The 20,556-nt window shown below is 68.7% G+C and carries 20 protein-coding genes and 1 pseudogene; 10 read left to right on the top strand and 11 right to left on the bottom strand.

Features of this window, described 5'->3' with window-relative positions:
* Positions 1-46 precede the first annotated feature (46 nt).
* The gene (locus tag QQY66_RS27060; protein WP_301982891.1) at positions 47-205 is read left to right on the top strand and encodes a hypothetical protein; all 159 of its coding nucleotides are present in this window, start codon (positions 47-49) and stop codon (positions 203-205) included.
* Positions 206-335: 130 nt separating this feature from the next.
* On the top strand, positions 336-995 hold the full coding sequence (locus QQY66_RS27065; protein WP_301982892.1) for an HAD family hydrolase: 660 nt from the start codon (positions 336-338) through the stop codon (positions 993-995).
* Here the strand turns inward: QQY66_RS27065 and QQY66_RS27070 are convergent.
* Positions 976-2,250 carry a transcriptional regulator gene (locus QQY66_RS27070; RefSeq protein ID WP_301982893.1) on the bottom strand — a complete coding sequence of 425 codons (1,275 nt, stop codon included), beginning with the start codon at positions 2,248-2,250 and terminating at the stop codon, positions 976-978. The two genes, QQY66_RS27065 and QQY66_RS27070, sit on opposite strands and share 20 nt — an antisense overlap.
* Before the next feature lie 358 nt (positions 2,251-2,608).
* Between QQY66_RS27070 and QQY66_RS27075 the strand changes: the two genes are divergently transcribed.
* The 4 genes from QQY66_RS27075 to QQY66_RS27090 are packed head-to-tail and all read left to right on the top strand — an operon-like array spanning position 2,609 to position 5,983.
* Positions 2,609-2,968: a hypothetical protein gene (locus QQY66_RS27075; protein ID WP_301982894.1), complete on the top strand. Its 360-nt coding sequence runs from the start codon at positions 2,609-2,611 to the stop codon at positions 2,966-2,968.
* Between the two features lie 4 nt (positions 2,969-2,972).
* Positions 2,973-4,274, top strand: coding sequence for a radical SAM protein (locus QQY66_RS27080; RefSeq protein ID WP_301982895.1), 1,302 nt, complete (start codon positions 2,973-2,975; stop codon positions 4,272-4,274).
* Positions 4,271-5,176 (top strand): radical SAM protein, encoded by a 906-nt coding sequence (locus QQY66_RS27085; RefSeq protein WP_301982896.1) that lies wholly within the window; start codon positions 4,271-4,273, stop codon positions 5,174-5,176. Before QQY66_RS27080 ends, QQY66_RS27085 begins: the two co-directional genes overlap by 4 nt.
* 36 nt (positions 5,177-5,212) lie before the next feature.
* Positions 5,213-5,983: a hypothetical protein gene (locus tag QQY66_RS27090; protein WP_301982897.1), complete on the top strand. Its 771-nt coding sequence runs from the start codon at positions 5,213-5,215 to the stop codon at positions 5,981-5,983.
* A 58-nt stretch (positions 5,984-6,041) separates the two neighbouring features.
* On the opposite strand, the gene aspS is transcribed toward QQY66_RS27090, so the two are convergent.
* The gene (gene aspS / locus QQY66_RS27095) at positions 6,042-7,352 is read right to left on the bottom strand and encodes an aspartate--tRNA(Asn) ligase (RefSeq protein WP_301982898.1); all 1,311 of its coding nucleotides are present in this window, start codon (positions 7,350-7,352) and stop codon (positions 6,042-6,044) included.
* Positions 7,353-7,884: 532 nt separating this feature from the next.
* Here aspS and tyrS point away from each other — a divergent pair.
* Positions 7,885-9,287 (top strand): annotated as a pseudogene (tyrS, locus tag QQY66_RS27100) (tyrosine--tRNA ligase).
* Positions 9,288-9,463: 176 nt separating this feature from the next.
* On the opposite strand, the gene QQY66_RS27105 reads toward tyrS, so the two are convergent.
* Together QQY66_RS27105 and QQY66_RS27110 are read right to left on the bottom strand one after the other, a co-directional pair.
* Complete coding sequence (locus tag QQY66_RS27105; protein ID WP_301982899.1) at positions 9,464-10,093, bottom strand: hypothetical protein; 630 nt, start codon at positions 10,091-10,093, stop codon at positions 9,464-9,466.
* Between the two features lie 155 nt (positions 10,094-10,248).
* Positions 10,249-10,956: a nucleotidyltransferase domain-containing protein gene (locus QQY66_RS27110; protein ID WP_301982900.1), complete on the bottom strand. Its 708-nt coding sequence runs from the start codon at positions 10,954-10,956 to the stop codon at positions 10,249-10,251.
* A 564-nt stretch (positions 10,957-11,520) separates the two neighbouring features.
* Between QQY66_RS27110 and QQY66_RS27115 the strand changes: the two genes are divergently transcribed.
* From QQY66_RS27115 to QQY66_RS27125, 3 genes are all read left to right on the top strand, one after another.
* Positions 11,521-12,207 (top strand): DUF317 domain-containing protein, encoded by a 687-nt coding sequence (locus QQY66_RS27115; RefSeq protein ID WP_301987507.1) that lies wholly within the window; start codon positions 11,521-11,523, stop codon positions 12,205-12,207.
* 116 nt (positions 12,208-12,323) lie between these two features.
* Positions 12,324-12,770, top strand: coding sequence for a hypothetical protein (locus tag QQY66_RS27120; protein WP_301982901.1), 447 nt, complete (start codon positions 12,324-12,326; stop codon positions 12,768-12,770).
* Between the two features lie 91 nt (positions 12,771-12,861).
* Entirely contained in the window at positions 12,862-13,575 is a 714-nt protein-coding gene (locus QQY66_RS27125) for a hypothetical protein (protein WP_301982902.1), read from the top strand.
* A 240-nt stretch (positions 13,576-13,815) separates the two neighbouring features.
* Here the strand turns inward: QQY66_RS27125 and QQY66_RS27130 are convergent, their stop codons facing one another.
* The 7 genes from QQY66_RS27130 to QQY66_RS27160 all read right to left on the bottom strand — a co-directional run bounded on the left by QQY66_RS27130 (position 13,816) and on the right by QQY66_RS27160 (position 20,223).
* On the bottom strand, positions 13,816-14,205 hold the full coding sequence (locus tag QQY66_RS27130) for a hypothetical protein (protein ID WP_301982903.1): 390 nt from the start codon (positions 14,203-14,205) through the stop codon (positions 13,816-13,818).
* Between the two features lie 251 nt (positions 14,206-14,456).
* Complete coding sequence (locus QQY66_RS27135; protein WP_301982904.1) at positions 14,457-16,127, bottom strand: mobilization protein; 1,671 nt, start codon at positions 16,125-16,127, stop codon at positions 14,457-14,459.
* A gap of 4 nt (positions 16,128-16,131) precedes the next feature.
* Positions 16,132-16,503 (bottom strand): plasmid mobilization relaxosome protein MobC, encoded by a 372-nt coding sequence (mobC, locus tag QQY66_RS27140; RefSeq protein WP_301982905.1) that lies wholly within the window; start codon positions 16,501-16,503, stop codon positions 16,132-16,134.
* 476 nt (positions 16,504-16,979) lie between these two features.
* Positions 16,980-17,807 carry a DUF2637 domain-containing protein gene (locus QQY66_RS27145; protein WP_301982906.1) on the bottom strand — a complete coding sequence of 276 codons (828 nt, stop codon included), beginning with the start codon at positions 17,805-17,807 and terminating at the stop codon, positions 16,980-16,982.
* Between the two features lie 100 nt (positions 17,808-17,907).
* Entirely contained in the window at positions 17,908-18,498 is a 591-nt protein-coding gene (locus QQY66_RS27150) for a hypothetical protein (protein ID WP_301982907.1), read from the bottom strand.
* Between the two features lie 88 nt (positions 18,499-18,586).
* Complete coding sequence (locus tag QQY66_RS27155; RefSeq protein ID WP_301987508.1) at positions 18,587-19,285, bottom strand: ATP-binding protein; 699 nt, start codon at positions 19,283-19,285, stop codon at positions 18,587-18,589.
* A complete protein-coding gene (locus tag QQY66_RS27160) occupies positions 19,282-20,223 on the bottom strand; it encodes a hypothetical protein (RefSeq protein ID WP_301982908.1) in 942 nt (313 codons plus the stop codon). The genes QQY66_RS27155 and QQY66_RS27160 overlap by 4 nt, the downstream gene beginning before the upstream one ends.
* Positions 20,224-20,556: the final 333 nt, after the last annotated feature.

Genomic DNA, 20,556 nt, shown 5'->3' on the forward strand with positions numbered 1-20,556 from the left:
CCCACGGCCTTACGGAGGCAGGCGGCGTGATGACCACCATGCGGCAATGGTCTCTCCGGCGGCTGCCGGGCCAGGTCGGATGGTGCTGCGGCACCCAGCGAGGTACCTCGGCCGGTTCGGCTTCGGCGCCTTCCATGTGCTGTTCCTGCCCGTCCTGGTGACCAGCACCACGTTGAACACGCTCTACACGGGCCAGGTCCAGTAGCTCCGGCCCGTGTTCTTGGCTCCCCCCTCCGGGATGTCCCGGATCCAATGCTTACCGGCCGTCGGTCGAGACCTTTGCCGTCCGAGAGGCCCGCTTCGCCCGTCGTGACGAACCGTCTAACCTGCGGAGCATGATTCGTGCGGTGGTATTCGACGTGGGCGAGTGTCTTGTTGACGAGACCCGGGAGTACGGGACGTGGGCGGACTGGCTGGGGGTGCCGCGGCACACCTTCGCGGCGATGTTCGGGGCGGTCATCGCGCAGGGGCGCGACTACCGCGAGACGTTCCAGGAGTTCCGGCCCGGGTTCGACCTGACTGAGGAGCGGGAGAAGCGCGCGGCTGCCGGGAAGCCGGAGTGGTTCGGCGAGGATGACCTCTACCCGGACGTCCGGCCCACCCTCTCTGCCCTTCGTGAAGCAGGGCTGTGGGTTGGCATCGCCGGGAATCAGACCGTGCGGGCCGGCGGTCTGCTGCGTGGCCTGGACCTTCCTTCCGACATGATCGCCACCAGTGACGACTGGGGGGCATCAAAGCCGGACGTGAGGTTCTTCGAGCACGTCATTGAGGCGACGCCTGCTGAGCCGGGCGAGATCCTTTACGTCGGTGACCGGCTCGACAACGACATCCGCCCTGCCGTACAGGCGGGGCTCCTGACCGCCCTCATCCGGCGCGGCCCCTGGGGCACGATCCAACAGCGCGACCCGGACGCGGACGCGATCACGACGATGCGCATCGATTCGCTGGCGGAACTGCCGGAGAAGATCGCCAAGTTCAACGCTGAAGGGCGCTGACCGTCGTGCCCCAGTCGTAGAGACGGTCATCGAGGTTCCGGACGCACTGCTCGTTCTGCCAGGGAGCGAGCGTGCGCCGGACCTCGCGGATGCGATCCATGCCGGTGGCGTACCAGGTGATAGCCAACTGGTCGAGGGCCATGATGGCGTATCGGCATGCCTCCTCCGGTTTGCCGTCCGCGGCTTCGACCGCAGCGAGGTCGCCAAGGACGACGGTGCGCTGTTTATCCGACTCGGGTGGCAGACCGTCGAGTACGTCGAGGAGCGTCTGGCGAGCCTGCGGCAAGTGGCCGGCCTTCAACTGCGTGTTGCCTTTGAACGCGGACAGGCGGACAGGGCTGAACCAGTCCACCCAGTCGGGCGTGGCATGTTCGGAGCCCTCGGCGAGTGTGTCCTCGGCGTGGCGGATCAAGCGCAGGGCTGCGTGAGGATCTCCGCAGCGGGTCTCGCATTCCGCCTCTACGGCATCCAGCCACGCCCAGAACTCCGCCGACGCCTGCCCGCGGCGGGCGTAGGTACGAGCGGCCAGCATGCGCTCAGCTGCGGCTTCCCGGTCGTCCGCCCAGCCCGGGATGAAGGCCATGTGCGCGAGGATGGCCGCTCCGAGCAGCAGGTCGTCCGCTTCGCCGGCAGCCTGTAGAGCCCGCAGGAGGGTCTCTGAAGCCTGTCCTGGCTGTTGCAGGTCGAAGAACTCGATACGGCCGGCCAGCAGGTAGGACTCGGCCAGTGCGGCCGCGACGGTCTGACGGGCTGGGGTCGCCGTCTCTGGGAGGAGGGCGCACCCCAGACGGGCATGCTCCAGAATCGCCGGATGCAGTACGGCGGGGGCGACGGACCAGTACAGGTGCCTATGCGCGCGGGTGACAGCCTCGAAATCCCTGCCCACACTCGCTGGCTGCGTTGCGGCTCCGCCTTGAGCGGGGACGGAAGCCAACCTGGCTCCGGCCAGCGGGGCGCGGGGGGTGCCGCCGGTCGCGGCGCTGGGCGGGGTCCGTGCGCTTCCCCACGGAGGTGTGAATCCGAGGTCTTCCATGGTCTGCCCCAAGAGGTGGGTCAGGACCCGGTGCACATCGGGCTGCGGCCAGGGCGGTGAGGCGGATTCCCAGCGCCGGATCTGTCGGACGCCGACGGCCAGTCCCCTGATGCCGAGGCTTGGCGCCACCTTGGTGATGGCGTCGGCCAAGGCTTGTTGGGAGTTGTATCCGGCAGCGAGGCGGGCGGCCTTGAGTTTGATGTTGCCTGCAGGACGCACCATGGATCTCCTCCGGGACGAGCTCTCGTCAGAGAGCGGCATGCGATGTCCTCATCGTGGCGCAAACGCACCCACCAGAGAGCAACAAGGTCCCGTACAAGTCCTCTTGATGACCTGTCAGAGTCCTCGAATAGGACCTCGCAGGTCAGCATGATGTCACCACGTCACTGCGAAGCCACGTCTCACCACGCTGCTCTGCACCGCAGAGCGGAGGGCTGAAGACCGGGGGCCTGCACAACCCCGTGCCCGGTTGTCGCAGTGCTGCCAAGCGCCGTCCCGCCCGCACCCCCCGAGCGGGGCGGCACCCGCCCGGTCTCCGGGGGTTGTTCGAGTACATCCAGCGCACGAGGAAGGATCAGCCATGCCTCAAGCCAGGCGAGAGAAGAAGGACCACCTGATCTACGCGGACGTCGTGGACTCCAAGTCCAAGGCGGGCGTGTGGATGGGTGAGCGCGCCTCCTTCCAGGAGAAGCAGGGCCGTATCATCGAGGCGCTCAAGGAGCGCACCGACTGGGTCGAACTGAAGAACGCGATCATAGTCATCGGTACCGACCCGGCCGGCATCACGGTTATCGCGCCGAACCCGACGCTGCCCGGTGTGATCGTCCTCGCCGACGGCGGCTCGCCGGCCACCTCCGCGAAGCTCCAGGCCGCCGCCGAGGAGAAGGTCCGCGAGGTCATGGGCGAACTCGGGATCGCCGAAGAGGAAACGGCGGCCTGACCACATGGCCGTCCCCCGGATGCTGTGGGGGAAGTACTTCCAGTACGAGCGGGACGGGGAAGCGGTTCTCCTCGACCCGGTCGCGCTGGACAGTGTGTTCATCGACTCCGGCGAGGTCCACGACCTCGCCGGGGTCCCCCCGACCGCGACTCATGAAGCCCTTGCCGGGCTTGGCTTCACCCCCGGCGGCCCCGTGGCCGACCGGCGCGAAGCACTCCGTGACCGTCTTCGATTCCTCGGCCTGGACGCCAGCCCCTCTCGCATCAGCGGTCTGCGCGTGGTCCTCACCGACCGCTGCAACATGGCCTGCACCTACTGCTTCGTCGACACCAACACCGGCAAGCCGGACATGACGAAGGAAGAGCTCTCGGAAGGGCTGGAGTTCCTGTTCGAGCAGAACGCCGGGCAGGAAGAGGTGTCCATCCAGTGGTTCGGCGGCGAGCCGACCATCCGCTTCGACCTCATGCAGTACGGCGACCGGCTCGCCGACACGCTCGCCGACCGCTACGACGTGGCGAGGGTGCGGCGCACAGTCGTCACCAACGGTGCCCGTCTGACCGACGATGCCCTCGACCACTTCGTGGCGTACGAGTATGGAGTCGGTATCTCCATCGATGGCCCCCCGGGCATCAACTCCGCGCACCGCCTTCTGCTCGGCGGCCAGCCCGCGGACGACCGGATTCGCCGTAACGTCGCCCGGTTTGTCCAGGCCGATGGGCTGCACGTGGGCTGCAACCTCACTCCGACGGCCGCGAACATCGGACGCCTCGGCGAGACCGTCCGGTGGATCATCGATGACCTCGGGCTGAAGTTCATCTACGTCAACACGCCCATCCCGACTGCGGGCCGCTGGCAAGTCAACGGCGCCGACCTGGCGCGCGAGTTGTACGAGGCCCGGCTGACCGCCCTGGCACGGGGCGGGATGCTGTTCTCCGTCCTGGACCGCGCCTTCCAGGCCCTGGATACCCGTCGGCCGATGCTGCTCGACCACATGCAAGGCGACCGCAGCCTGAACGCCGCCCTGCTGCCAGGCAACCGGGTCAGCCTGTGCGACATCAACTTCACCGAGCCGTCGTTCCTGCGCACCCTCAATGAGGTGCGAGCCGATCCGGACAGCCTGACCGGCGTGGCGAAGAAGGTCGCTCCCATCCTCGAGTGCGGGAACTGCCCGGCGCTCGCGATCTGTGGCGGCCCGTCCCGCAACGAGCAGGCCCTCATCGGTGGCGATACCCCGGACCCCGAGATGTGCGCGTTCTACACGAGCACCGTGGAGATCGCCGTGTGGGACAACACGGGGGTGCAATGAACGCCCACGTTCGCACGGCGCTGATCTCCACGGCAGGGCACTGCAAGGTAGCCTGCGGCTTCTGTTTCCGTGCCGACCGCGCTCACGGCTTCCTCGACACCGCGACCTACGCCCGCACCTTGTCGCGGCTGAAGGAGATGGGCGCGGACGGGGTATGCCTGACCGGCGGCGAACCGACCCACCACCCGCAGCTCAGACAGCTCGTACGGCTGGCCCGCCAGTTCGGTATGTCAGTGTCGATGGTGACCTCAGCTCGGGCCGTGGCCGAGGTTGTCACCCTCTCCACGCTGGCGCATCTGCTGGCCAACGTGACCGTCTCCGCCGACTCACAAGGCGCGATGCTGCTGGGACGCACTACACGCACAGCGGCTTCCGGCATCGACACGCTGCGCGCGATCAGCACCGAGACGAAGATCCTGCACGTCACCTGCTGGGGCCTGAGCGACAGCGAGTGCCGGGACCTGGCCGGCCTCGTATCTGACGCAGGAGTGAAGGTCCAGTTCAGCCCGGTGGTCCTCGACGAGCGTGCCCTGCGCCGCGACGGCAAGTCGGTGCAGGACTATCTGGTCCAGCAACATCTCGACGCCGACGTGCTGGGCCGCTACTTCCATCTGTCCGACCGGTACCGGGAGTACCTCGGCGAGCTGCGGGATCTTCAACTGCCCGCCACAGGGGGCGAGCGCTGGCCGTGCCGCTCGGCGACCGCGTACGTGTCCGCTGACGGCCACATGCGCCGCTGCCCTTACGGCCAGGCGTCGGTCAGCGTCCACGCGCCCCGTGCCGAGATCAGACAGTTCCTGACCGCTCCGGCACAGGACCAGGTGACCCCGGACTGCGCTGCCATCTGCCGCGCTTCCGCCGCGTCCGACGACCACAGTGCGTCGTGCACTGCGCAGGCGTGAGGGCGGCTCGCCGCATACGACTCCATGGACTGCCTTATGACGATCACGACACCCGACGACTTCACCCACCGATGGCGGCAGCCGCCGAATTTCCCGCTGGACGTTCCCATCGACTACATGTTCCTGCCGGCCGCCGACGTTCTGGACCACGTCCGCAAGGACGAGGAGGTCCGGTTCACCATCCTCGGGGACGACGACTGGCAGGTGCGCATGGACCGTACCGCCGCCTTCCGCACCGCCCCGCTCGAAGAGATCGTCACCTGGCCGTTCCGGCTGGTGCACTTCAATCTCAGTCGCTTCTACCACGACCTCCTGAGCGGCTTTCAGGAGGAGGTGATGATCCCCTGGCGCACCCACCTGTCCGCCCGGGGCTTCATCTGGCAGCGCCTGGCACCCATCCTGTTCCTGTCCACCGAGGGTGCGTCCTCGACGTACCACAACGACAACTCGCACGGGCTGGTCTGGCAGGTCCACGGCACCAAGACGTTCCACAGCTACCTCGACCCCGACAAGCATTTGTCGGCCGAGGCCGCGGTCATCGGCGAGACGACCGGCGAAGAGCCGCCCGAGCACGATGCGGCCGATCGCCACTCCGTCACCATGCGGCCCGGAGATCAGCTGTGGAGCCACGCTCTGACACCGCACTGGGTCACCACCGAGTCGGAGCTCGCCATGAGCGTCACCCTCTCCCACGGTGGTTTGTGCCACCAGGGATGCTTCTCCGAGCGGGAGTTGGCACTGCGGGCCTACTGGGACAAGAACCCCTCCGAGGCGTGGATGCACGACCTGCGCAATATCCGCTACTGAGACGGCGTCCCACGACACGAGGCGCTTGCCCGTGTCGTGGGACGCAGCCGCAACCGGGTTACGGAGTAAGCCGGTTCGGCCCGCGGAACAGGAAGGTCGCCTCGCGAATCGAGTCCAGGCCGAGCATGACCATCAGCACCCGGCCGAGGCCCATGCCGAGGCCCCCGTGCGGCGGGCACCCGTACCGGAACGCGTTCAGGTAGTCCTGCATCGGCTCGGTGCTCATGGTCTTCTCGGCGGCCTGCTTCAGCAGCACGTCGTACCGGTGCTCGCGCTGCGCGCCGGTGGTGACCTCCAGGCCCTTCCACAGCAGGTCGAAACTCAAGGTCACACTCGGGTCGTCGGCAGGTCGCATGTGGTAGAAGGGCCGGATGCCGACCGGGTAGTGCGTGATGAACACGAACTCGTGCCCGGTGGCCTCCTTGATGTGGGCCGAAATACCCCGCTCGCCCTCCGGGTCCAGGTCTTCCTTGACGCCTGCGGGGTCCCAGCCGCCCTTACGTAGGATCTCGTGCGCCTCGGCCATGGTGATGCAGGGAAAGGGCGACGTGGGGACGGTGACCTCGACGCCGAAGTGTTCGGTGATCGCCTCGCCGTGCGCGTCGGCGACCTTGGCGATCGCGTGGGCGAGCATCTGCTCCTCGAACGCCATCACGTCCTCGACCCCGTCGATCCAGGCCAACTCCACATCGACGCCGGTGAACTCGGTGGCGTGCCGGGAGGTGAACGACGGCTCGGCACGGAAGACCGGCCCGATCTCGAAGACCTTGTCGACGCCGGCCGCGATCGCCATCTGCTTGAAGAACTGCGGCGACTGCGCCAGGAAGGCGCTGCGGCCGAAGTAGCCGAGCTTGAAGACCTCCGCGCCGGACTCCGAGGCAGTGCCCATGAGCTTGGGGGTGTGCATCTCGGTGGCGCCCTGCGCGTAGGCGTACTCGCGCATACCCTGTTCCAGGGTGGTCTGCACGGCGAACATCAGCTGGGTGGCGGGACGGCGGCGCACGTCCAGGAAGCGCCAGTCCAACCGCTGCTCCAAGCCTGTGTGGTCATCGATCGGCAGCGGCGTGGCGGCCGGGTTCAGGACCTCGACCGCTTCGGGGACGATCTCCAGGCCGCCGAGCTTGACCTGGGCAGCGTCGACGACGCGGCCGGTGATCCTGACGGCGGACTCGGATGTGAGGGCTTCGAGCTGGGCCTCCAGTGGCCCATCGTCGCGCTTGTGGGTCACCTGGACCATGCCGGTGTGGTCGCGCACGATGACGAACTGCATCTTGCGCTGCAGGCGGAGGGTGTTCACCCATCCGCAGACGGAAACGGTACGGCCGACGTGTTCTCGCAGGTTGGAGACGTGTACGCGGCGGTGGATCATTCGGGTCCTCCGAAGGACTTCGTCATGATCCCTTGGGAGTGCGGGCGAGAAGGGCAACTCGCGGTGCCACCGCACTTTCGCCGCCACAGAGTGGCGGCCTCATTCAGGCCCGGTGACGGGGGCCGGCCGGCGGGGCATTGGACCACCAGTCGGGGTCGTTCCTCCCCGCGCTCAGGAGGGTCTTCACCTCGGGGCGCGAGACCGCCTTCCCAGCTTCCGGCGGCTCTCTCTGCTCACGTGATCCGTGGCTACTCGTCTCCGTCAACGCGTTGCCCAGCAGGATACGGAGCGTGCGGCAGCGGTGGCAATCAAGAAACTCACTCGTGGATGGGAGAACCTGCCGTGAGCCGTGCGACGGGTGGTGGACGCCGATGCCGAGGAACTCACCGGATCCGTTGGCTATCGCTGACCTGCCCGATGTAGCCACGGGCCCGAAAATTCGATGCGCTGGACCACCACGCAGTCGATAAAGTCGCCGCTTCCCATCCCTACTGGTCAGGCCAGTTGTCCGACCCAGGAGCGTATAGGCGCCATGAGCCGTTTGAGCGAGTCCGTCACCCGTGTCATGCACATCCTCGATGGAGCGGACCTGGGCGTGGACTATACGGTCGCGCAGCTGCTGGGCGAGACAACAGCACGGCGCTCCCTGGACCTCTCCGACCTCTCCCCCAGGAGCAGGCCGCCCTGGTCGAGGGGCGCGTGAACCACCTGATCCCCTCGGCCGCGGTGCTCGCCGAGAAGATCGAAGCCGCACGGGACGCGGGGCGTCCGTTCGTCGTCAAGTACGGCATCGACCCGACCTCGCCCGACGTTCACCTCGGGCACGCGGTGCCGATCATCATCGCCAGCCGGTTCCAGCGGATGGGCCACCACGTCGTCTTCATCATCGGTGACGTCACGGCCAAGATCGGTGACCCGTCGGGAAGGTCCTCGGAGCGACCGCCCCTCACCGACGAGGACATCGCCCGCAACCTGAGCGGCTACCAGCAGCAGGTCACGCCGTTCATCGACTTCGAGCGCGCCAGCCTGCGCTTCAACGGCGAGTGGCTCAACAAGGTCACCCTGCCGGAACTCGTCGGGGTCCTCGCCCGTGTGCCGGTCTCCATGTCGCTCCAGCGCGAGGACTTCCGTACCCGGCTCGCCGAGGGCCACGGGCTGTCCGTCGCCGAGTTCGTCTACTCCGTCGTCATGGCGTGGGACTCGGTAGCCATTGACGCCGACGTCGAACTCGGCGGCGTGGACCAGCTGCTGAACCTCCAGATGTGCCGCAAGGTCATGGAGATCTCTGACCAGACCCCCGAGGTCGTCATCACCACCCCGCTCATCGAGGGCACCGACGGCACGGGCACGAAGATGAGCAAGAGCAAGGGCAACTACGTGGGCCTGACGGCGTCGCCCGATGACGTCTACGGTCGGCTGATGTCCATCCCCGACCACCTGACCGAGCAGTACCTCCAGCTGCTCACCGAGTGGACGGACGACGAGATCCGCGTGGTCACCAAGCGCCTGGAGGCGGGAACCGCGCACCCGATGGCGGTCAAGCGCATCCTGGCCGGCGAGGTGGTGGCCGCGCTCCACGGCCTGGACGCCGCTGCCGCCGCCCGCGCGGAGTTCACGGCGCGCTTCTCCAAGCGCTCCTTCGGGGACACCCAGAACCTCCCCGTCGTCTCCCTGAAGGACCACGCCGACGAGACGCTCGGCGCGCTGGTCAGCCGGACACTGGACTTCGCTCCCAGCATCTCCGCTGTGCGCCGTGTGGCTCAGCAGAAGGGCCTTCGCCTGATCCGCGAGTCAGACGGAGAGCAGCAGGCCACGCCTCTCGCCGAGGCTTCTGTCCAGCAGACGCTTAGCGAAGTCGTGAGCGAGGTAGGGGCACTTGAAGGTGCCGAGCTGTACCTGAAGGTGGGCCGCAAGGTCGCCCGCATCGACCTCTGAGATCAGGCGCGGCGCCGACTCGCTGGTGTGAGTCGGCGCCGTTCTGCTTGCTCTCGATGCGACCGGCAGGCGCGTTGTCGGGGCCGCGATCGAGGGTCATGAGAAGGGACAGCAAATCCGCTCGGCGTTGGCACCGAGCGAGACCTTCGATGGCGTGCCCGCACCGTCCGAACGGATCATGAAACCCAACCGTTGTCCAGGGCGAGTTGGCCAGCCTGATGCGCGTCGCGCTGCTGGGTGATCCACCGCTCGACCTGAACAACGGATTTCGTGACTGGTTGGTCCGTGGTGTCGAGCAGTTGAGTGCGCCATCGGGGATCATCGGCGTGCCACCCGGTCCAGCGGTGCCAGGCCATCTCGGGCCAGCTGTTGTCGATTATGACGTCGGGTCGGTGACGGGGGTCGAGGGCGTGCTTGCGGTGCCACGCGGCCCAGCCGAGGAAGGCATCGACGGCCGGGGCGTCCCACCGGCCGGGGTCGCGCTCGGCGAGGCGAACGCGCCGGAGGTCGTCGGCGACGTCGATCAGGCACACGGCGATGCCGTCCAGCAGCTGGGCGGAGGGCACGGCGAGGAGTTCGCCCAAGGGGGACTGCCCGGTGAGAAGAACATCGATGCCGCGGTCTTGGTACTCCAGCGCGCGTCGCACCCACATCTCGGTCATGCGATGACGCCAGTGCAGGTCGGCACCCTCCGGCACACCGAGCTCATCGAAGTCGTGCACGACGATCTGCTGGAGCCTGCTGGCGGCGGCGTAGGCGAGCGTCGTCTTGCCCGAGCAACTGGACCCGGTGAGCTTGAACAACATCGCCCCAGGGTGCCAGCGCCTCACCACCTCTCTCGAACCATTTCTGCGCTCCGCCCGCCTCTGTCGGCGCCGAGCGAGGCAGCGGTTGTCCGGTCGATCCCAGTCCGCCCACGGTCACCAGAACCAGCGGGTACTGGCTGGTGTGCCGTGCCCGCTCACGGTGTCCCGCCACCGCGCTTGTAGCCGTCCCACAACCGGCCGCCGACCTGCTCCAGTACCTCGTCCACCACACCGACGAGGGAATCATCCCGCCCCTCCAGCACCTGGTGAAGGGCGTGATGCAGACGCATGCTGAGCCCCGGCGCCGTGGACTCAAGACGTCGTGCCAGCCACTTTCCGCCTCCACCCCAAGATCCGCCAATGGCCAGCGCCAACTCGCCGGTTCGCCGCGCAAGTTCGGTAGCGATGAACAGTCGCTCGCCCTGGTCGGCACTGCCCGAGAGGTCGTCGAGGAGGTCGGTGATCGCGTAGCGGCGGTCCTCGATCTCTTCGGCCGGCACGGTGGGCGGTCCGGCCGCTGCCAGCCTCTGGGCTTCAGCGGCGAGGCGCGCACCGACTCCGTCGGTGTCGAAGAGCAGCAGCCCGTCGGCACACATCCACAGGAGGGGTGATCGGCGCTTGCGTACCTCCCGTTCGACGTATGTGTGCCAAGTTGCCTCGGTGTGCACGAACAGCTCCACCGGCCAGTCATCGTGCCGGAAACTTGCCCGGCACGGGGCTGGGGCTCCATGCAGGAGCACCACAATGTCGAGGTCCGACATCGCCGTACGGCGGCCCGTCATGACGCTGCCTCCCAGGAACGCCGCGCGGGCGTCAGGGTGGTGTTCCTCGGCAACGGCACGCGCAGCGTCAATCGCATCCATGCAGCAACTATCAGCAGCCTGCGCGCAACGCGCACGCTGTTTTGCTCCCGCACCGGCGATGGCACCCGTAGGGATCGCCAGTGCCGCCTGCGCGGTGGCGGGGTGCCACCCCGCTGACGATCACATGCCGGAGCTGCGATGGGCGGGGCTCGCTTCTTTGGGCAAGCTTGTTCACCTATTTGCCAGTTGTCCTTGGGCAGCGAATCCAGTCGTCCGCCCCGCGCTGACCTGCGGCGACTAACTTGATTGGCAAGGGCGTTGGTGAGGCCGTCCCCGCTCACCAGCGCCGTGACCTGCGACGACTGCGTTGGATGGCAAGGAACTCCACGGACTGGGTTCGATGTCGGCGGACACCAGTTCGCCACAGGCAGACAGCAAAGCCCCCGAAACGACTGGCGCACAGCTGCACAGCCATGTCAACCTGCAACACCTTGCCGGAAGACCTGGTCAGCGAGGTGATGCTGGTGATCCTGGACGGCCAGTGTTCTACCCCCCGAGCCCATGGAGGCGCCCCTGCTCCCGCACCACTCCAGCGACCGCTCCCGACCAAACTTGCCGGACCCGGTGTACTGGGTCACCCCGCGTCATCTGGCCGGCGACGACGGTGTGCTCGCCGAGCGGATCGGCGACACCCTGTCCGACCTCGGCTGGCGCATGTGGCCCACCTCCCGTCACACCCTTCTGTATGTAAGCCCGGACGGGCTGCGTGGCGCCGAGTGGATCCTCGCGGCTTACCCGTTCGAGCTGGGCGGTCTGCCCGTTGCCTGGCAGCTGAGCGCCCGAGGGCATGCCGCCTCCGCGATGCCGGAGTGGAACGCGTACTTCACCACGGGCGTCTCCTACGAGGCCCTTGCAGATCTCCTCGTGGCGATCGACGGCCGTGAGGCGCCCGACCTCGCCTTCGAGGGGCCCGAGACGGTCCTCGACGCGCTGAGTTTCCGGGGCTGGATCCGCGACGTGGACCGCCACCGCACCACTGCCACGGATCCCGGGTTCTCCGCTTGTGTCTCCCTGGAGATGCTGCCGCCGCTCATCGAGGATGCCGTCCCGCGGCCTGACTTGGTGGGGTGGCAGGTGTGGGCGGAGCCCGTGCTCGGCGCGCCGTATTTGTGGTGTGCCAGCTTCAGCGCCAGCGTTCCGCATGACCTGGTGGCCGCGTTCGCGTCCTCACTCGCCTCCCCGGTCCCGGTGCCTCGCCACACTGTGCCCGAGAGCGCGGAGGGGCGGCTCACCGTCGTCCGCTGCAGCTGACGACGCCCGGCCCCAGAGGTGCCGCTGTTGCGCGGCTCGTCGCTGATCTCCCGAGTGGTAGCAGGTCAGACGCGGTGCGCCCCCGCACCCGCCCGATGACAGAAAAGGAGAGAGTCTTGTTCTTTCGACGCGCTCGTGAGGACCGTGCATTCCGTGAAGCCCAGCGTGCGGGCTACGAGTTGCTCCTGCGGCTGCAGTCCGCGCAGCCGTGGCCCGACTGCCCCGAGCCGACCTCACAGGACCCTGTCGCGGAGGAAGCGGCTGTGCCCGACTTCCTGCCGCCGGAGTTGCGGGTGCCGTCGCGCCAGGAGGTGGCCGGGATGATGATGCGCTGGCTGCAGCCGCTCGTCGTCGACGGTGAGGTCCGTACGTGCCCCGAGTGCGGCATGTACCGGGACTGGATCGTCTTGTGCATGCGCGACGGCTCGATATGGCTGCGCTGCAGGGCTGGCCACGAGATGCAGGAGGCCGGCCTGGATGCGGTCTGGTTCAACCGCCACTCCGGTCCCGTCGACCGGTTCCACCCCACTCTCGAAGAGGGCCTGCGCCACCTCGGCCATTGACCTCCCGAAACCCCGTCCCCCTTCGTACTGCCGGCGCCCGGAGGGCCGGCCTGGTCAGACCGTCCGCTTCGCAGGCCACCAAGGGGTTTCTATGCGCGTTCACACCACGACCGTCCTCAGCCTCAGCGCCCTCGCCGTCCTGGCCCTGACGGGCTGTTCCCGTGGCAGCGCCACCTTCTCCGGCCCGACGTCCTCCACGACCGTCCCGGTGCACCCGGACGGCCAGAGTGCCCCGGCGCCCACTCCCCTGTCCTCGACCGCACTGGCCAAGCGGCTCCTGGACGAGAGCGACCTCGGCGGGGACTACACCCGCATGCCACAGCGCACCGCGGCGCACGACGACGTGACCGTGATCGGCTGCCCTGCGCTGGCCAAGCTCGGCAGCGACGCGGCGGCCGGCGCAAGCCTCGCCTTCCCCCGCAAGGCCAAGTCGTCCTTCACCTACGCCGGCGGCAGCAACTCTGAGCTGACCGAGGAGCTGTACAGCGACACCGAGGACAAACTCTCCCGGAGCGTGGGCCGGATCTTCGAGGCGATGACCTCCTGCCCCACCTACCAGGTCCTCGCTGGCGGTACCGCCGTCACGGTCACGACTCAGAAGGTGCTCGTCGCCCGCCAGCTGGGCGACGAGCAGTGGAGCCAGCTGCTTACCTTCACCGCTGGCAGGCGCAGCAGCATCGTCAAGCAGACGGCCGTCCGCACCGGGGCGGTGGTCGTCGTGGTCTCTGGTAGCCCCGGCCTTGTCGATGCCCACGTGCGCGAAGCGGTCGCCAAGGCCACGGTGGTCAGGTCTACGGGGTCATGAGGCGGGATCGGCAGGCGTGGGCGGCTCCGGTCCCGTGGCGGCGCATCGGCTGGCCGCAGCCGGTGCAAGAGCCGATCGCGCCGAGCACCTCGCTCAACAAGCAGCGGGTCCCCGGCCTCAACGCCGGGGGGACCCGCTGCTCACGTGGGAGCCCCGGAGCCGAGCACGGCTTCTTGGCAGCCGCTTTAGTCCTGCCGCAACGGCGGCCCACTGGGTGGGCCGCCGTTGGTGTGCGCCCGGTCAGTTCTCTCCGTGCAGGGCGCGGTATTCAAGGGTGTCTTCCGCAGCGACGATCTTGACGAGGCGTTCGTACTCCGCGTAGTCCTCGTCGGTCATGATGGCAACGGCGTCGCTGACCACGGATCCCTTGGGGAGCTTGGCGAAGTACTTCATGAGCAGCTCGACGAAGGCATCCTGCATCGCGTCGAGTTCACGCTGCCATTCGGCTTCGAGCCGCATCTGTGCCTTGGCGGCGGCTATTTCTGCCGGGGTGCAGGTGGTCAGCAGGTCGTGCGCGACGGTGAACGGACGTCCATCGCGGTGGTACGGGCGCGTCGGGTCGTCGTGACGGTCGAAGTCCACGTTGGTGATGAAGACGACGACTTCGAGGCGAACGGACAACTGGGGCATGGGCATTCCTTGTGTGGTGTCGTGAGATCGGTTGTGCTTGTGAGCGGTTCGGGGGTGTGCCGACAGGTGGTGCTGGGGGGCAAGACGAGCGGTGTCGTTCGCTGCCCCGTTCGCGGGTTGTGCGGCGGGCGCTGAGGGCGGGGCGCGGTGCTTGGCTCGTCCTGGGGGTTTTCCGGGGCGGGCAGGTGGGTGCTGCGGCGGAAGCGCCGTACGAGGACGTCGCTGAGGGCGGCGGCCGGGCGCAGAGGTGATCAGCGCCGCCGTGCCTGAGGCTCCTGCGGGTGCGGAACGGTGGCGTGCTTGGCGGTGCGGTGTGCGTTGGCTGCTTGGGCTCGTGGGCCGGGCGCGTGGCGTTCGCCGAGGCGGCGGATACGCCAGGTCAGTGCTCGTGCGGGGCTGTGGGCGTCGTCCAGCGTGCGCTGGTTGAGGGCGCGGTCGAAGATCGCGGTCGCGTTGTGCCCGGCTGCTTCCGCCTCGGCGAGCACGGTGGCCAGGGCGTCCCAGGCGGAGTCGGCCAGGATGCGCTCGGCCTGCCCGGGGGCCGCCTGCTTCAGGTGGTGGGCGTAGCGGCGTTTGGTCTGCGGACTGGGTGCCCGGCTGGCGAGGCCGGCCAGGACCGGTCCGGTGACCTGCGCGTACGCGGCCTGCAGGTGGATCAGGGTCTGTTCGGCTGCCGCCTGCTGTTGGGCGTGCTGGCGGGTGCGGTGCCAGTGCATCGCGTAGGCGACCGCGGTGAGCGCGACGTCCAGCAGCATCGCCAGCCCGGCGTTGTCCCCATGCCGTGCGGGGTCCTTCCAGATCGCCTGGACGCTGCGACGCAGGACGCGGGCGCTGGCGTGGTCGGCGGCGACGCGGGAGCGGGTGGCGCGCTCGAAGGCGACGGCGGCTCGTTCGAGTTCGGCCCTCGCTGCGGCGGGGGCGGTGAGCGGGAGCAGGTCGAGTGCTCCGCCGAGCGCGGCCAGCTGGCCCTGGGCCGCTTCGTCGTCGCTGCGGGTGAGGTGGTGGGGGATGCGTTCGGTGGCGGCGGTGGCCTGGTGCCAGGGGTTGCCCGGCCGGACGGCCATTGGTTCGGGGCTGGTGGTGGCGAGGCGTTGGCGGATCTTGGGCAGGGAGAGGTCGCTGGCGAGGGTGGAACCCGCGTAGAACACGGGCTCGCCCTTGTCGTTGGTGTCGCCGGGCAGGGCGAAGTTGCAGCCGAGCGCGTCGCCGGACGGGCCGAGTTTGAGGCGCACGGTCACGCCGGTCGCCTCCAGCAGGGCGAAGAACTCGGCCTCGGTGGAGGCGGCGGCCATCGCGCGGCGGACGTGCAGGCGCAGGATCTCGCGGGATGTGGCGTCGTGGCCCAGGCGCTTGGCCTTGAAGTGCTCCTTGCTGGTGGGGCGCTTGGCGGCGGTGCCGTCGCCCGGCTTCAACCGGCGGAGCCCGTAGTCGATTTCGATCTGGCGGGCTTCGCGTTGCACGGCGCGGATGTCGTAGTCCCGCTGGGGGCGGCGTCCGTCCTGGCGGACGAGGGTGGCGGCGATGTGGATGTGGTCGTCGGCGTGGCGTACGGCCACCCAGCGGCAGGCTTCCGTGTCTCCGGCGGGGGCGATGCCGGCGGCGGCCACGATCCGTCGGGCGATCTCGGCCCACTGGTCGTCGGTGAGGATCGGGTCCTCGGGTGCGGCGCGGACCGGGCAGTGCCAGACGGTGGTCTTGGGTGCCCGGCGGCCGAGCACGGCTACTGGCTGGTCGAGCTGGGTGTGGAGCTGCTTCTCCACCTCCTTGGGGTCGCGGTGGGGGCTGCGGCCGGGGTCGGGTGCGAAGTCGTTCCAGGACGCCACCAGGTGCGGGTCGACGTGTTCGTTGGCGGTGCCCTTGCCGAAGAGGTAGGCGATCAGGCGGCGGGTGTCGCCCTTGCCGAGGATGATCTTCGGTATCACCGGTTCACCGTCCCTCTACGACCTGGGCGACTGCGGTGTCGATGGTGGCGATGGCCGCTTCGATGCGCTCCAGGAGGCGGCGGACGGTGTCGGGCTGGGGCCACGCGCCGTCCTTGTTGAGGTGCCAGGTGAGCTGGTTGAGGTTGTTGCCGACTCCGCCGAGTTGTCCGTTGGCAGCCATCAGCGCCTTGACCATGGCGCGGTAGTCGGCGACCGCGGCCGAGGGGTCCTCGGCGCGGGCGGCGGCCAGTGATGCCTCGGCGACGTAACCGCCGACCGGCATCTGGCTGATGTCGGCGGCGCGTGCGAGTTTGGCGAACTCGCTGTCGCTGTAGCGCGGATGGACACGGCGCTTACGCAGACGCGACTGACGCATGCGGCGACGCGGCGCGGACGGCTGCACAGTATGCGACGACTTGGTGTCGTCCCCTTCCTCGGTCGGTCCCCCCGGGCCGGCCGACTCCGGCGCTACGCCGGACGCCTCCGTCCCCCTCGGGGCGGAGGCCGGGTAAGGACTCCTTACCCGACAACTTGCTGTGCTGTCTGGGGCTGAGATGGTGGATATCGCCTGCTGGGCAGCGAGGGGTTCGTGGTGCTGGTCGGGCATGGAGTGTGTCCTCAGGGGTGTGCGGGAAGTGGGCGTGTGTGTGGGGTCGTGGAGCCGGGTAGGAAGCGCTGTTCGTCGCCCTGGTGGAGGGCGTGAGGAAGTACCGCGGCGTCGTTGGATGAGCTGTTGGCGCAATCGAGTTGAAGAGCCGCCGAGCGGTGTGTGTAGAGGTGGCGGAGTTCGCGTGGCGGCGCCCGGCATTGGCGGGGTGGTCTTCCGCCACGCCGGGCATTCCGCCGTGGCGGTTATGCAGCAGCGTCGGTGTTGGCGGCGGAGGCGAGTTCCGCCGTGACGGCGTTGGCGATCTCCTTGGCGCGGTCCTTCTGGATCGTGTAGCCCTGGGCCCTGATCGCGGCCTCCAGGGTGGTGCGGGGCACTGTGCCCTGTTCGGCGCCGATGGCGCGGGCCGTTGACCACAGCACCGTGTCGGGAGCAGTGGTCTTGCGCTCACCCTTCTTCCGATTCGCCTTGGCTGGGGGCGACTTGGTGATCGTGGTGTTCGCCTCGGGCGCGGAGTTGGCCTTGGTGGAGGGAGCGGTGGCGTCGTCGTCCGTTTGCTCCTGGCGGATCGGGCGGTCGTCCCCTGGCGTGGCGGATGCGGCGGGCGGCGTGGCCGGGGATGCTTCCGCCATGGCGCCGCTTGCGAGGTGGCGGTTCATGACGAGGTAGAGGTGGACGGCGCCGGCGAGGGCGAGCGGGGCGATGGCGGACAGAGCGCCCGCGGTGGCGTTGTTGAGGCGGAGGCGGGTTCCCTCGTTGAGGCCGACGGCGTGTACGACGTTGGCCCCGATGCTGGTGCCGGTGGCTACGCCAACGAGCATCCATACATAGAAGCGGGAGCTCACCGGGGCGGTGCGGAGGATGATCAGGGCGACGATACCGATGGCGATGAAGCCGTCGATCACGAGCGGGAAGAGGTAGGTGAGCAGGCCGCGCACGTGGCCGGCGACGGCCATCTGGCGCAGCGCGTCGTAGGAGAGGGCGAAGGCGACCACGGCGAGCAGGGCGATGCCGACGCGGATGGTGCGTCCGCCGCGAATGGCGGACGGGGCTTTCGGGGCGGGGGAGGGCAAGCCAGATCTCTCCAGGGCTGGTGCGGTGGGACTTGCGGTGAGGGAGCGAGGGGCGTTCACGGGGACACGGGGCGGCATGAGTGTGTGATCGCTGCGGTGTTCACATGGTGGAGGCGCTCGCGGTGAACGCCTTACGCGGCCGATCGATGCCGGGAGTCCGATGACGCCGTTCGGTCCCCATGGCCAGGTGCCACATCGCTGCCGCCATCACCGGCCCGAAGAAGCCGTTCCACGTGCCGCTGACGAGGCCGTACTCGGCGTAGGCGGGGACGGTCAGCACGGCGGCGAGCACCCAGATGAGGACAGCAGGGATGCCAGCGGCCTGCCGTGGTCCGTGCAGGTTCTGGCGGGCTATCACCGCGTTGGCGACCATGGCGAGTTCCCCGATGGCGAAGAAGGCGCAGCGCTCGACGGTGTTGTGCATGTCGAGGTAGTCGGCGGCGAATCGCCAACTGGTACTGGCGCTGTAGGCGGTGCAGCCGACAGCAGCGATGGCGGCGACCCAATCTGCGACGGTTCCACGTCGCCGCCCGTTGGCAAGTTTTCGGGCGCTCTGCCACAGCAGGCAACCAGCGGCAAGGGCGGCGGGGACGAGCAGCGACAGGGCTGCCACGGAGGAAGTTGTCCAGTGCGCCACGAACGACGTGGCGGTCTCTTCGGCGCTCACGGGCGCGGTGTTGCGAGGTGTCATGCCGGAGTTCTCCAAGTGCCCGCGCGGTCGAGGGCATGCCTGTACACGGGCGGGTGAGGCGAGGTGGGCAGGGAAGGCGCGGCTGTCGTCAGACGGGAGGCGCGGTGCGGCGTCGGTCCGGGCCGGTGAGGACGACGCGCTCGGTCATCTCGGCGAGGCGGGACGCGACGCGGTCTCCGAGCGCGATGCGCAGCTCGGCGGTGGGGAGGTTGGTGGTGATGAGGGTGGGGAGCATGCGCTCGTACCGGTGGTTGATGAGCCGGTAGGTGACCTCCTCGGTCCACTCGGTGGTCTTGGCCGCGCCGAGGTCGTCCAGGAGCAGCAGAGGGCAGCGTGCCAGCGTCTGCAGATCCCGTTCGGCGTCGTGCCCCACACGGGGGCGGAGCCGTGCGTGGAGGTCGGCGGTTGTGGTGGCTTCCCAGCGCAGGCGCACACCTCGGGTGAGGAGGGCGCGGATGGCGCCGTACGCCTGGTACGTCTTGCCGGTGCCGGTGGGGCCGGCGATCAGCAGCGACGGGCCTTCGGCGATGCCGGGCCCGCCGGGGCCGGGGCGTCCGGCGCGGGCGATCTGGTCGGCCCAGGCGGTGACCTGCGGGTGGTCGGCCAGGGCACTGCGGTAGCGGGCGGGGATCCGGGCGTCGGCGAGCTCCAGGGCGGTGATGGGCTCGGCCTGCGGTTCCTCGGTGGCAGCGGTGGCGCGGTCGATCCCGCGGCTGGCCAGGATGCCGTTGAGCCGGTCGGCGAGCGGGCCGACCCGGTGGGGCTCTCGGGTGAGGGTGGCGGTCAGAGGTCACCTCCGAAGGCGGCTTCAACGTCGGTGGGATTTGTCCACGCCCTGTGGGCAACCGGCGCGGTTGGCGTGGCGGGGGTCGCGTTCATCGCCTCGTGGACGAGGCTCGGCAGGGTGCTGGGGTGCAGCCCCTTGGCGCGGTGCCGTTCGAGTCCGGCCCGGATATGGGCGGGGGCGATGCCCTCGTCGACGAGCTTGCGCACCTCCCGGCCGAGGTGGCCCAGGACATCCTTGGGCGGGCGGTGGGCGCAGGCGGCGGCGTACTCGGCGATGAGCTGCTGGGCCGAGACGGTGTCGGGTGCGGGGGCGCTCGCGCCCCCCGAAGGGGTATCTCCTAGATCCATGATCCTAGGTCCTAGATCCGGACCGTGAGGCGTCACTGCTGCCTCACGGAGTCCTCCCTGCGCCCTCACGGAGGGCTCCGTGAAGTCGATCTGACCTGCGGTTTCGTGATCGGCGCTGGGATTCACCGCAGGCTCGCGCACTTGCCCGGAGCTTTCACGGAGGGTTCCGTGAGGCTGCGGTGCGGGCTCCGTGATGCTGGCCCGCGCAGTCGGCGCGGCGACGCCTGGCGCGGTGCCGACCGGTGTGGCGTGGTGGGGGCAGTTGGGAAGGCGGCTCGTGCTGGGCCGGTTGATCTTCTGGTGCTGGTGCCAGGTGACGATGTGCAGGTACCGCTTGTCGTCCGGCCCCTTGTAGCGGCAGATCAGCCCGGCGTCGGCGAGCTGGGCGAGGTCTGTCTCGACATCGGGTGGGGTGTGCTCCGGGCGCAGGACCCACAACTGGCCCGCGATGATCGCGGCGTGGTCGCGATGGCGGCCCTGGTCGTCGGCTTGGGTGAGCAGGCCGAGGAAGGTGCGTTCCGCGGTCAGGGAGACGGCGGCCAGGGACTCGGAGACGAAGGCTTCGGGCTTGATGGTGCGGATTCGTGCCAAGAGTGGGGCGGTCCTCACTCGGCGGCCTGTGGGCGGACACCACGGCTCACCGTCGGTCGGGGCAGGATTCGAACGGAGGGGTCGGGATGCTGGCGCGGGGTGCGCCGCGAACCGACTGCGTTTTCCGGGGGTGTCGTCAACATAGCCACACCCGGGTCGCGCAAGTCCAGCCTGATCCGGCGCAATCTCTCACGGCAGAAAGGCCGCAGGAAATCAGGCTGGTAGCGGGCGGGACCAAAACCGTAGGGCACGATCGCCGGTTGACCAAATAGTTGCCCTATCGACCGAGCCAGAAGCATCACATCGGGAAGCCGTTGACGCGCTGGCGACGGC

The sequence above is a fragment of the Streptomyces sp. DG2A-72 genome (assembly GCF_030499575.1).
In the GTDB taxonomy this organism is placed as follows: Bacteria; Actinomycetota; Actinomycetes; order Streptomycetales; family Streptomycetaceae; genus Streptomyces.

Coding starts and splice junctions, on each gene's coding strand:
- QQY66_RS27060 (WP_301982891.1), top strand. CDS start 47: ATGGTCTCTCCGGCGGCTGCCGGGCCAGGTCGGATGGTGCTGCGGCAC.
- QQY66_RS27065 (WP_301982892.1), top strand. CDS start 336: ATGATTCGTGCGGTGGTATTCGACGTGGGCGAGTGTCTTGTTGACGAG.
- QQY66_RS27070 (WP_301982893.1), bottom strand. CDS start 2,250: ATGGTGCGTCCTGCAGGCAACATCAAACTCAAGGCCGCCCGCCTCGCT.
- QQY66_RS27075 (WP_301982894.1), top strand. CDS start 2,609: ATGCCTCAAGCCAGGCGAGAGAAGAAGGACCACCTGATCTACGCGGAC.
- QQY66_RS27080 (WP_301982895.1), top strand. CDS start 2,973: ATGGCCGTCCCCCGGATGCTGTGGGGGAAGTACTTCCAGTACGAGCGG.
- QQY66_RS27085 (WP_301982896.1), top strand. CDS start 4,271: ATGAACGCCCACGTTCGCACGGCGCTGATCTCCACGGCAGGGCACTGC.
- QQY66_RS27090 (WP_301982897.1), top strand. CDS start 5,213: ATGACGATCACGACACCCGACGACTTCACCCACCGATGGCGGCAGCCG.
- aspS (WP_301982898.1), bottom strand. CDS start 7,352: ATGATCCACCGCCGCGTACACGTCTCCAACCTGCGAGAACACGTCGGC.
- QQY66_RS27105 (WP_301982899.1), bottom strand. CDS start 10,093: ATGTTGTTCAAGCTCACCGGGTCCAGTTGCTCGGGCAAGACGACGCTC.
- QQY66_RS27110 (WP_301982900.1), bottom strand. CDS start 10,956: ATGGATGCGATTGACGCTGCGCGTGCCGTTGCCGAGGAACACCACCCT.
- QQY66_RS27125 (WP_301982902.1), top strand. CDS start 12,862: ATGCGCGTTCACACCACGACCGTCCTCAGCCTCAGCGCCCTCGCCGTC.
- QQY66_RS27130 (WP_301982903.1), bottom strand. CDS start 14,205: ATGCCCCAGTTGTCCGTTCGCCTCGAAGTCGTCGTCTTCATCACCAAC.
- mobC (WP_301982905.1), bottom strand. CDS start 16,503: ATGCGTCAGTCGCGTCTGCGTAAGCGCCGTGTCCATCCGCGCTACAGC.
- QQY66_RS27150 (WP_301982907.1), bottom strand. CDS start 18,498: ATGACACCTCGCAACACCGCGCCCGTGAGCGCCGAAGAGACCGCCACG.